Source organism: Nocardiopsis synnemataformans (assembly GCF_965343085.1).
Lineage (GTDB): Bacteria > Actinomycetota > Actinomycetes > Streptosporangiales > Streptosporangiaceae > Nocardiopsis > Nocardiopsis alborubida.
In genome coordinates this window covers 25187-36588 of sequence record NZ_CBDRFA010000085.1, presented here as the reverse complement: position 1 = coordinate 36588, position 11402 = coordinate 25187, and the positions used below count along the sequence as shown (strand labels likewise).

12 protein-coding genes are annotated in these 11402 nt (G+C 68.7%); 11 read left to right on the top strand and 1 reads right to left on the bottom strand.

All coding sequences use genetic code 11. From position 1 onward, the window contains the following. Positions 1-572: 572 nt before the first annotated feature. From ACSIH6_RS33540 to ACSIH6_RS33490, 11 genes are all read left to right on the top strand, one after another. Positions 573-863, top strand: a complete 291-nt coding sequence (locus tag ACSIH6_RS33540) for a hypothetical protein (protein ID WP_435112370.1) — start codon at positions 573-575, stop codon at positions 861-863. A 41-nt stretch (positions 864-904) separates the two neighbouring features. Then, positions 905-1144, top strand: a complete 240-nt coding sequence (locus ACSIH6_RS33535; RefSeq protein ID WP_435112368.1) for a hypothetical protein — start codon at positions 905-907, stop codon at positions 1142-1144. A 128-nt stretch (positions 1145-1272) separates the two neighbouring features. Next, positions 1273-1896 (top strand): hypothetical protein, encoded by a 624-nt coding sequence (locus ACSIH6_RS33530; RefSeq protein ID WP_435112367.1) that lies wholly within the window; start codon positions 1273-1275, stop codon positions 1894-1896. 123 nt (positions 1897-2019) lie between these two features. Next, on the top strand, positions 2020-2673 hold the full coding sequence (locus ACSIH6_RS33525) for a hypothetical protein (RefSeq protein ID WP_435112365.1): 654 nt from the start codon (positions 2020-2022) through the stop codon (positions 2671-2673). A gap of 100 nt (positions 2674-2773) precedes the next feature. Next, positions 2774-3400: a hypothetical protein gene (locus ACSIH6_RS33520; protein WP_435112364.1), complete on the top strand. Its 627-nt coding sequence runs from the start codon at positions 2774-2776 to the stop codon at positions 3398-3400. An 81-nt stretch (positions 3401-3481) separates the two neighbouring features. Further along, on the top strand, positions 3482-4300 hold the full coding sequence (locus ACSIH6_RS33515) for a winged helix-turn-helix domain-containing protein (protein ID WP_435112363.1): 819 nt from the start codon (positions 3482-3484) through the stop codon (positions 4298-4300). A gap of 71 nt (positions 4301-4371) precedes the next feature. Continuing rightward, complete coding sequence (locus ACSIH6_RS33510; protein WP_130397935.1) at positions 4372-4740, top strand: hypothetical protein; 369 nt, start codon at positions 4372-4374, stop codon at positions 4738-4740. Between the two features lie 177 nt (positions 4741-4917). Beyond that, positions 4918-5658, top strand: a complete 741-nt coding sequence (locus tag ACSIH6_RS33505; RefSeq protein WP_435112361.1) for a hypothetical protein — start codon at positions 4918-4920, stop codon at positions 5656-5658. Further along, a complete protein-coding gene (locus ACSIH6_RS33500; protein WP_435112360.1) occupies positions 5655-6617 on the top strand; it encodes a TRM11 family SAM-dependent methyltransferase in 963 nt (320 codons plus the stop codon). Before ACSIH6_RS33505 ends, ACSIH6_RS33500 begins: the two co-directional genes overlap by 4 nt. A gap of 62 nt (positions 6618-6679) precedes the next feature. Continuing rightward, entirely contained in the window at positions 6680-7021 is a 342-nt protein-coding gene (locus ACSIH6_RS33495; protein WP_435112358.1) for a hypothetical protein, read from the top strand. A gap of 591 nt (positions 7022-7612) precedes the next feature. Continuing rightward, the gene (locus ACSIH6_RS33490) at positions 7613-9079 is read left to right on the top strand and encodes a tyrosine-type recombinase/integrase (protein ID WP_435112357.1); all 1467 of its coding nucleotides are present in this window, start codon (positions 7613-7615) and stop codon (positions 9077-9079) included. 125 nt (positions 9080-9204) lie between these two features. Here ACSIH6_RS33490 and ACSIH6_RS33485 read toward each other — a convergent pair whose 3' ends face one another. After that, positions 9205-11004, bottom strand: a complete 1800-nt coding sequence (locus ACSIH6_RS33485; protein ID WP_435112356.1) for a serine/threonine-protein kinase — start codon at positions 11002-11004, stop codon at positions 9205-9207. Between the last annotated feature and the right edge of the window lie 398 nt (positions 11005-11402).

Below are 11402 nucleotides of genomic sequence, written 5' to 3'. Positions count from 1 at the left end.
TTTGTGGGGGGGGGGCGCCCTCCCCCCCCCCCCCGCCCTTCTGCGTACTCCTGTCCTCTCCCTGCCCTCCTCTCCTCCCTCACAGTCCCTGTTCGTTGCTTTCTTTTCCTTGCTTCATCAATCATGGAGAGCGTCCCTTTGTGCCCTTGATGATCGCCCAGTTCGGCGCTGGGGGTAAAAAACATGATCGCCCAGATCGCTTTCGAACATGCTCGCGTCCCCCCACGCGCGCGTGCGCGGATCCTCTCTATGGGGGCGCGCCGAAAAGATTCTCCGGAAAACCCGCGACACGAGTTGACAGCCCCCCGGCAACCAAGTTCCTATGGGCGTGCTCACCGGGGCGGAACAACGGTTCCGGGGCGGGCGGGAAAATTTCCCGCGACACGAGTTGACAAACCCGTGTCACCCAAGTTCACCTTGGGCTCCGACCCGAAGCGGACTCCGTTTCCGGGGCGGATGGAAAAAGGTTCGCGACACGAGTTGACAAACGCCGGTCAACCAAGTGAACCTCGGACCGCACACGACAAACACCCGAGAATTTAGGGGGTTTAAGAATGCGCACCATGTTTGCCATGGCGGTAATCGCCGGACGAGTATTCGCCCGGCCCAGGCCGCCCACGCAGGCCGACATCGCCAACAGGGCGCGTGCCCAACGGGCGAGGCGGGTGGCCGGTGACTACGAGGCGGCGATCGCCCGGGAGCTGGCCGCACGGGGACGGGCGATGCACCTGCACCGCACCGAGGGCGAGAGCCCTGCAGCACGGCAGGCGGCGGACGACCACGTCCAAGCGGTTCGGTACCGCGCCGACCTCGGAGCCCTGTTGTTCCAGCTCCACGCCCACCGCACGGTTGCGGCCAACTGAAACCGCGCCAACACCGCTACCACAGCGACAAGGAGGACCTGATGTCTGACCGAACCAAGACCAGGCAGTGCTCCCCGGTCATGATCTGCCCCGACTGCACCGAGGAGGTGCGCAACACCGCGCCCATCGGCTGGGGCCTGAGCTGGAACAGGCCCGACTACAGCCACCAGGACGGGACGGAGCTGTGCCCCGACTACAGCACCAGCCCCAACGACCCGGAGGTGCGCAGGCCCCTGCAGCCGGTCGTGTTCGTGCCCCTGGCGGCCCTCAGCCCGACCTGATGCGGCCGACCCGAAGGAAGCAACCTTCGGGCCGACCCCACCGCAACACCCGCACCCATCCGGCACGAATTTCCAAGGCCGTTTCGGGTGGGTGCGGGCCCAACACAACCAACGAAGTGGAGTGTGCTGTGAGCACGAGTATGCCCTACGGAGCACAGCGGGTCATCGTCACCCGCGAGGACATCGAGGACCTGCGCGGACACGGGACGGGTGCGTGCCTGACCTGGCACGAGGACACCCACCAGGTGCAGGCGGCCGGTCCGCGCACCGCGACCGACCCCAGCCGGATGATCATCATCGGCTACCAGGGGCTGGGCGAACTGTCCGAGCAGCGCGCCCTGGAGGGGGACGAGGTCACCGACGAGGACCTCGCCCGGGACCTGACCGACATCGCCACCGACTGGCGGGCCGAGTGGCCCGAGATCCGCGCGATGAACCTCCAGGTACACGCCCTGCGGCGCGCTCTGACAGACGCGGGTGCCTACCTGGCCAGCGCTCCCACCTTCCGGCTGCCCGCCAGCGGGCTGCCCCAGATGACGGACTACTACAACCTGGCGGGAAGCACCCGCCTGGCACAGGTGACGGTCAGTTTCGCCTTCATCGAACCGACCCGTATCACCGCCAGTGACCCGGACGACGACACCCAGCCGATCGCCGACCTGACCCTGGGCACCGGCGGCACGCTCACCCACCTCGCGACCAGCCGCCTGATCGCCTCCACGGTGACCTGCGCCCTGAACCAGGACCGCTAGCGCCTACCCGGGGCCGCCCCGTCACCGGGGCGGGGCGGCCCCACCACCCGACACCTCTGCGTCGAGCGCTGTGTTCGGCGCGCCTACAAGCAGGGACTCCACGTGTTCAAGGACGTGCCTAACGTGACGATTGCTGACTGGTTCGCCTCCGCCGAGATCACCCCGCGCATGCTGCGCACCCTGGACAGGATCGGCCCCGGCGGGGTGATCATCGCCGACCTGTACCGCCGCGACTACTACGCCACCCACTCGCGCACCCTCGACCCCGCCAGCCAGACCTTCTTCATCGTGTACGGCTACCACGACCTGGTGTTCGACCTGCGGGTGTACACCCGCGAGTACGGGGACCGGGCCTGGGAGGAGCTGGTTCCGGCGGTCGACTGCACCGCCTGGGACTGCATGGAGGAGCGGGTCGAGGACGTCACCGCAACCGGGTTTGTCGTCAGCCGGATGCGCCAGCACATGCAGCGCCACGGGTTCGACCTGACCGGTGCCCCGCGCTACTACAACCGGTATGCCAGCCCCGGTGACTACGCCAACCCCACCACTCGGATGGTGAAGGACCTCTACGCCTACCGGGCCGACCCGACCATCACGGTCACCGTCAAGAGTCCCGCTGACGAGAAGACTAGGGGGCTGTCCCTGATCACGGTCAGCGACGGGGACCGGCACGTTTCCGGATGGCCCGCGCGTATGCGCACCCAGTTCATCGCGGCAGTCAACACCCGAAGGGTGAGCGAAGCGGTCGAGGCCTACCTGCGCCGCACCCGCCCCTAACCCCCGCCTCACCGGGCCGCCCCGTCACGGGGCAGGGCGGCCCCACCCGACACCCATACGCCGAGCGCTGTGTTCGGCACGCCTTGAAAGGGGCTCCGTAATGTCTGTCATTCCTACGATGCGCGACCGGTTCTGCGACGGGGAGGTCGAGGTCACGGTGGACATGCTCCGCGACCTGCACCGCACCGGACCGGGCGGCATGATCATCGCCAACCTCTACCAGACCTCCTACCAGATCACCCATGCCCGTCACCTGTTCACCGAGGCCCGGGGCCTGGTGCCCATCTACGGCCACGGAGACCTCCTCCACGACCTGGACTGCTACGGCGAGGACTGGGAGGAGTTGGCGGACGCGGCCACCGACCACACCTGGGACCAGCTCGACCACTGGACCGAGTTCGCCATGCGCATGAACCCCCTGCTCCGCGAACTGCGCAGGGATATGACCCACCAGGGCATGGATCTCAACCACCGACCCCGCTACAGCCACACCCTGGACGGCGCGAGGCGGGTCGATGACACCTTCATCCTGCGCACCGACCCGCGCGTCACCTTCACCGCCTGCTGCGTCCAGCGCCACCAAGGCAGCCTCCTGGTGTCCCTGGACATGCACGCCCAAGGCCACTTCGTCACCACCTGGACCCAGCGGATCACCCACACCGAACCGCCCCGATTCGTGAGCGAGGCGCTCCTGCGTGCCCAGCTGCACCTGGACACCCTGCCCTAACCGCCACTCCAACGGGCCGCCCCGTCACCGGGGCGGGGCGGCCCCACCCACACCACCGCTCTACGAAGGGATCCATCTGCCATGACCACCACCGCTTCGGCTCCGCGCCGTTCCGCTGCCCGTACCCGCGACCTCGTTCTGGCCGCCCTGGCCGAGGCCACCGCACCCGTCACCGTCACCGAGCTCGCCGAGCGGGTGGGGGTGGGCAAGTCCACTCTGGGCAAGCACCTGCCCGCCCTGGAGAAGGACGGTTTGGCGGTGCGCACCCCGGGCGGACGCGACGGACGTCGTCGCCTGCCCGACACCTGGCAGGCCGCCACCACCGCCCCGGACACGGAAACCGGGGAGGACACCTCGGCCCAGGCGGACGAGCACACCGAGGAGGAGCCTGACACCGCCTCCGTTTCCGCGGAGCTCGACTCCGCACCGGACGCCGCCGCGGAGGAGACCCTCGAGGTGGACGTTCCCACCTCGGCGACACAGGAGGCCTCTCCCCAGACGGGCTCCGAGCAGGCCCCGGTGGACGAGACGGCCGTGCCCGAGGACCAGAGCCCGCCCTCCACGGACGTTCCGGTGCCGCCCGCTGTGCCCCGGCCGAATTCCGCCGTTCGGGGCACGGCCACGGCGACCGCCACGCGTGTCGGGGTCACCGCTGCGGAGGGCCTCAACCCGGTCAGCGGCAGCACACGACTCGCACCGGGCGAGCTGAAGCTGATGGTCAAGGCCATCTTGGACGCCGACCCGGGTGAGGAGTTCACCGCGACCGAGATCAGCCACCTGCTCCAGGGCCGCTCCATCGGCGCCATCCAGAACAACCTCGCCCGCCTGGCCAAGGAGGAGCGCGCGGTACAGACCTGCGACCGACCCCGCCGCTACCGCTCCGCCAAGCACCCCGCCTGACCCGCTACCCGGGGGTGCGGGCCACTGAACAGCCCGCACCCCCACCTTCCACATACCCTAGGGGAGTATTAATGTTTGACGTTGCCTGGACCGTGTTCGACCTCGGCTGCCTGGAGTGGAAGTACGCCCTGACCCTGACCGGGCTGTGCGTGACCGTGACCTTGATCGGGATCGTCAACCGCACCAGCCGCCTGCTGGGCACCTACTACGTCAACGGGGACTGGCCCGGGATGGTCCACCACGACGAGCGGGGCCCGGGAACCATCTGCGGACCGTGCGGCCACCACCTCGCCGCCCACGACCGCACCACCGGCCGGTGCTGCCACGGCACCCCGCTGGACCACCTCGCGATGATCATCGCCCTGCCCATGCCCCTACTGCTGCGGGACATGCTGCAGCAGGCGGGCTGCCCCTGCCGCCTAAAGGGCAAGCGCACCTGAGCCCGATTGCGTCAACCGGGTGAAGGCCCGGGACCCGTACCAGCCCCGCGCTGGTACGGGTCCCGGGCCTTCAACACGCTCCGACTTCCCCCAGTTTTTTCAAGGCCGGTGTCGCATCCGCGATGGGGACGTCTTCTTAGGGGTTCATCAGGGCGAGAACAACGAAGGGGGCTCCTGATGACCCACACCCTCAACAACACCGGGGCGGGCAGGCCGCCGCTGGCGGTTTGGCTGTGCGCACCGACCGCGCACCAGCCACCTCCCCCCGGCGGGGACCTGGTGCCGGTGCCGCGCCGGTTGGCCCGCCGCCTGGTGGCCGAGTACACCAGCCCCGGTGCGGTGGTCGCGGACCTGACCGGCACCAGCCTGGTCGCCGAACAGGCCGCAGCCGCAGGGCGCTCCTACGAGGTGGCCTCGCCCACCTCGTTGCACCGGCCGGCGCACGGGGACCGGGAGGTGGCCTGGGCCGACCTGACGACCTTCACGGTTTCCGTTACCGACGAGGACCGGCAGACGCGCGGACGGCGGCTGCGGGCCCGGATGCTCTTCGCCGCCACTATCACCCGCCCCGGCGGAGTCATCGCCGCCATTACCGCCGTGGGACACACCCCCCAGGGCGAGGTGGTCGACCCGGCACCAGGGCTGGTGCGGGCTGCCTCCTGCGCGGGGCTGGTCTACCTACAGCACGTCATCGCGATCACCGCGCCGCTCTGCCAGGCCGGACTCGGCACCACCATCCCCGTCCGCGATGAGGGTTTCGACCCTGACGAGGAAGAGGTGGACACGGGGTTGCCGGCCTCGGTGGCCGACGCGGCGGCCTCCATCACCTCACCCGCGCACCTGAACGTGTCGGTGTTTCGCCTGCCGAAGAAGGGCCACACCATGACCGTGGACGCCCCCGGGGAGGTGAACGCATGACGCAGAAGCATCAGGAGGAGTTGTTCGACGAAGGCTCCCCGCACGGACACCTCGCCCAGCCGGGCGACCAGCTGGGCGGTGCGGGGTGGTCGGTGTGGCTGACCGGCCAGCAGCAGGCCCGCCAACAGCGCGGTACCCGCTACTCGCGCCTGTCGGTGGAGCACCCGGCCAAGATGCTCCCGGCCATCGCCCGCCACGCCATTCGCACCTACACCCGACCCGGGGAGGTGGTTCTGGACCCGATGTGCGGAATCGGTACCAGCCTGGTTGAAGCCGTCCACCTGGGGCGCAACGCCGTCGGGGTGGAGCTGGAGCCCAAGTGGGCCTCCATCGCGAGATTGAATCTGGAGGCCGCCACGGCCCGGGGAGCCCTCGGTTACGGCGAGGTGCACACCGGCGAAGCCGCCCGCACCCTCACCGGTCTGACCGACCACGCCCTGGCTGGGAAGGTGCGGCTGGTGCTGACCTCACCCCCGTACGGGTCCATGACCCACGGGCAGGTCCGCTCACGCCGCGACGGCGCCGAAGCGGTGGAAAAGCACGCCCACGTCTACTCCCGCGACCGGGACCGGCGCGCGGACAACCTCGCCTACCAGCGCCCGCACGTGTTGGCGAGCTCCTTCACCCGGATCATGGCCGCCTGCAAGCCCTTGTTGGCCCCGGGTGGGGTAGTCGTGGTGACCACCCGCCCCTACCGCAAAGACGGGCGCCTGATCGACTTCCCCGGCCAGGTCGCCGACGCCGCACGCAGGGCCGGGCTGGTCCAGGTCGACCGGTGCGCCGCCCTGTTGTGCGCCCTCAAGGACGGGGAGGTGGTCTCGCGCACCTCGTTCTTCCAGCTCATCGAGACCAAACGTCTGCGCAAGGAGGGCAGGCCGGTGCACGTGATCCAGCACGAGGACGCGCTTGTGTTCACCAACCCCGCCCCGGCTGCGGGTGAGGGGAGCGCTGCGGCATGAGCGCACCCGGCTCCGAACCCGTTGCCGTTTCCATCACCCGTAGTGAAAGGACACCGGGCCCTGTGGGCTTCTCCGACACCGCTTCGGCGGACCTGCGCAGGCGCATTATCGACGACATCCGCGCCCTGGCCGACTTCCTGGAGGCGAACCCCGAACTGCCCGTGGGGCCGCAGACCCGGGTGGAGGTCGTCTACTTCCCGCACACCGACACCGACGACGAGGCCTTCGACGAGGTGGCCGACGTCGCTGCTCTGCTGGGTCGGATCCCGGCGTGGGAGGGCGAGCACTACGTGGTCGAACACGCCCACGGGGCGGGACGCTACCGAGCGGTGGCCATCCCCGAACACACCCGGGCCACTTACCGGGCCTGGCTGACCTACACCGGCCACGTGCGCCCCGACTGACCAGCGACCCGCTGGGGTGGGACCGATGTGGGGCGCTGTGGTGCCCCACGTCGGCCCCACCGCCCCGGTTCGGCCCCGTCACCCCAGCCGGGGCACGGGTGGCCGACAGGGGCCGCAAGTGGCCCTGAACAGCGAAAACGGCATACCACCCGAAACGGGCGGGCTAACGAACAGGAGCGTGAAACCGCTGGGGGATTCATCGAATCCGCTTGCACTACTCGGCGAGGTCGAGCGTGGATGCGTGGTGCCCCGCCATATGCGGGACCGCGCACCGTATCCGCGCAGTTCACAGATGGGGGAGAAGTGGGACGGGTGGATGTGAAACTTTCCCTTCGGCTTGATGAGGTGGGGTCGTTGCCGGTGGCGCTGGACGTGGTCACGGCCGGGCGGATGCTCGGCCTGGGCCGCACCACCGCCTACCGGCTTCTCCGTGAAGGTGCCTTTCCGGTGCCCGTGCACCGCAACGGTAAGGCGTGGGTGGTGCCCACCGCCGGAGTCCTGGTCCATCTCGGCCTGGACCACCTGGCCTTCCCTTCACGGAACGAGTGTGGGTGCGGTGCGCGCGGTGACCAAACGGAAGGTGGGAAGTAGATGGCTTCTCATGACGGGTCGGTGTTCAAACGCTGCGGGTGCCGCGACCAGATGACCGGCAAACTCCTCGGAGCGAAGTGCCCCCGGCTGCGCCGGGAGGAGGGCGGCTGGAATCCCAGGCACGGGGAGTGGGGCTTCCAGTTGGAGCTGCCCCGCACTACCGAGGGCAGGCGCCGTCAGGCCAGGCGCACCGGGCTCGCGTCCCAGGACGAGGCGCAAAAGGCGATCGACCACCTCAAAGCCCTCATCGGCCTGGCCGACGAAGAACCAGACGTCGAGGTTCAGGTCGCCGACCTCATCCAGGCCGCCCTACGGGGCCGCCACCGCCTCCCCGAAATCGAGGAGGTCAAGCGGCGCATCGGCGCCGGGGTACGGATCCGGGAAACGGTGCCCACCGTCGCGGCGTGGCTGGCCGAGTGGTTGGCGGGCAAACCCGACTTGGCGCAGAAGACCCGCCTGTCCTACGACGGACACATCCGCAAGTACCTCGCTCCTCACCTGGGGCAGGCCCGCCTGGACAAGCTCACTTCCTGGCAGGTCGAGGAGATGTTCGCGGCGATCGAGGAGGCCAACGCCCACATCCTGGAGTGTCGCGAGTCCGATGACGCCAAGGTGCGGAACTCGGTGAGGGGACAGCGGGTGATCTCGCTGGCCACCAAGCACCGTATCCGCGCCACGCTGCGCAGCGCTCTGTCCGAGGCGGTGCGCCGCCCGGACCTGCCGGTGTCGGTCAACATCGCCTCGCACGTGCGCCTTCCGTCCTGCCCGCGTACGAAGCCGCTGGTGTGGACAGCTGACCGGGTACGCCAGTGGCAGGTGGACGGGGTGGTTCCCGGTGAGGTGATGGTGTGGACACCGGAGCAGACCATCACCTTCCTGTCCCACGCCAAGAAGTACACCTGGCTGTTCCCGCTGTTCCACCTCATCGCCGTCAAGGGCCTGCGCCGCGGGGAGGCGGTCGGGTTGCCGTGGGCCAACACCCGGCTCACCGACGGGCAGGTGGACATCCGCACCCAGGTGGTGACCCTGGGCTGGAAGACGGCCACGACCACGCCGAAGAGCGCGGCAGGCCAGCGCACTATCACCCTGGACAAGGACACGGTGCAGGTGCTGCGCTCGTGGAAGAAGGTCCAAACCGAGGCGCGGCTCCAAGCAGGAAAGACCTGGAACGACACAGGGCTGGTGTTCACCCAGTCCGATGGGTTGGGCTGGCACCCGGGGCAGGTGACCCGGTGGTTCAACCGGATCGCCAAGGCGGCGGGGTTGCCGCCGATCCACCTGCACGGGCTGCGCCACGGTGCCGCCTCGCTCGCGCTCGCCGCGGGAGCGGACGTGAAGGTGGTCTCCGGCGAGCTCGGGCACGCGACCACTCACTTCACGCAGGACACCTACCAAACGGTGTTCCCTGAGGTCGCGCGGGCAGCGGCTGAGGCCACCGCAGCGATGCTCAGGCCCGTACGCGCATAGCGGTGTCGTAGTCGAACCGGCGAGCACACCAGGAGCCGCACAGCACCACCGACCCCAGGCCTGTCCACGGGTTCACCCCGACTGGCCTGGGGTTTCCTCATGCCCGGGTCCGGTAGTCCATCGGATCAAAGGTCCCCTGGTTGCATCACTCTTTCCGTGGATGCTTCCCAGTCCAGCAGGAGCCGCTTACTGACTTGGATATCAGGGTGGTCTGTGCCGAGCACCCGTTCCTGGTCGCGAAGCAGGCCCTTGAGAAGCTCTATGGCTTTGACCGCGTCACCGGACCTATAGGTCCACTTGGCGATGCGGGCGCGGGTGGTGAGGACGCGGGGGTGGTCGGGGCCCAGGACGCGGATCTCGTCGGGGAGGAGCTGTTCGTAGGCGGTGACGGCTGCGGTGGGGTCTCCGGCTTCGCCTCGCCAATGGGCGAGGTTGTGGCGGGTGGTGAGGGTGTCGGGGTGGTCGGGGCCCAGGACGCGTGTGCGGTCGGGGAGGAGCTGTTCGTAGGTTTGGGCGGCTGTGGTGGGGTCTCCGGCTTTGCCTCGTTGGGAAGCGAGGTTGTGGCGGGTGGTGAGGACGAGGGGGTGGTCGGGGCCCAGGACGCGGATCTCGTCGGGGAGGAGCTGTTCGTAGGCGGTGACGGCTGCGGTGGGGTCTCCGGCTTCGCCTCGTTGGGAAGCGAGGTTGTGGCGGATGGTAAGGACGCGGGGGTGGTCGGGTCCCAGGGCTCGTAGACGTGCGATGGCCTTGTTCCAGGTGACGGACTTACGGGTCCGAGCGGCAGGGTCGGTGCGGGGAATGAGGGTGTTTTGGGGGTTGGTTCCCAGAGTGGCCCCATAGCCCTTGGCTTCGGCCACCAGTTGTTCGTGGTCCTCTTCCCCGCCGTTATTGGCCGTGTCTGGGAGCGTGACGGGTGTGTCCGTGTGCGCGGTCGCGGGGGCGTTGTCCTGCTTGGGGGTGGGGGAGTTGACATGTTCGGATGAGTTGTCTGACGCGACGGACCCATTGCCCGATGAGGTTTTTGTCAATTGTCTGGTTGTCGCAACGTGGTCGATGATCTGGGTGTGGCTCTCCGGTGACAGTTCCCGGACCTGCGGTGGTATCCAGGTATCGGCGGTCAAGTCGATCTCTCCGACCGTGTCCAGGATCTGTTGTGGCGAGGGCCGATCCTGCGGGGCCTTTTCCAGGCAGGAACGGACAAGGTTGTCCAAGAACGGGTCCAGTAGGGCGGGTTCTGGGCTGATGTTGAGGATGCGGAAGTAGATCGCGGAGTCGTTCGGGCCGAAGGGAGATTTTCCGGTCGCGGCGTAGTAGATGAGGCTGCCCAGGGAGAAGACGTCGCTGGCGGGTGTGATCTCTTGGCCGAGGACCTGCTCGGGGGACATGTAGGTGGGGGTGCCGATGGTGCCCTGGGTCGGGGTCAGCGGGGTGACGGTGTTCTCCTGGACGGCCTTGGCGATGCCGAAGTCGATCACCCTGGGTGCGTCGGCGGCGAGCAGCACGTTGGCGGGTTTGAGGTCGCGGTGCACGATGTCGGCTCGGTGGATCGCCGCGAGGGCCTCGGCCAGCCCTGCGGTCAGGACGAGCAGGGTGTCGTTGGGGAGGGGGCCTGTGTGGGCGACGGCCTCGTGCAGGGACGGTCCGGGCACGTATTCGATGGCGAGCCAGGGCTCGTTGGCGTAGGGGTCGGCGTCGATCACCGCTGCGGTGTAGGGGCCGGCGACCTGGCTGGCGAGGCCGATTTCACGGGCGAAACGCTTGCGGAAGGTCGGGTCATGGGTGAAGTGCTGGCGGATCACCTTCACCACGATGCGGCGTGTGGGCGTCCGTGCGAGGTAGACGCGTCCCATACCTCCTTCCCCGAGGCGGGCCAGAAGCCGGTAGCTGCCGATGCGCTGTGGGTCGTCCGCTGTGAGGTCTTCCACGACCGAGGGTTCCTCGCTGTTGTTGAGTTGTTGGGAGGATGACGCCGAGGGTAGTCGTGGCAGGGACGGAGCGCGACAGCAGGCGTGACTGGGATCGCTTTGTCGGGGGCTTGTGTCGGGGCGTGTGGTTGTGGGGCCCGTGAATGGGTGCCGGTGCCGACCACGTCCGCGCCCGGGGTGAACGTCAGGGGCCCTGGGCTGCCACGGCGTCCAGCGCGGACCTGGGACGCTGGCGGACGCGCGGGGCCGCCCAGGGGGTCACGCGCAGGCAAAGTGCTCCGCGAGGTGGGCGCCCACCTGTACTGGACCCTGCACTGGGGAGCACACATGGAGGATGTCAGGCCCCGATCCGGGCCTCGCGCCTCGCCTGTTCGACTCGCGTGCCCCGTCTGACCTGG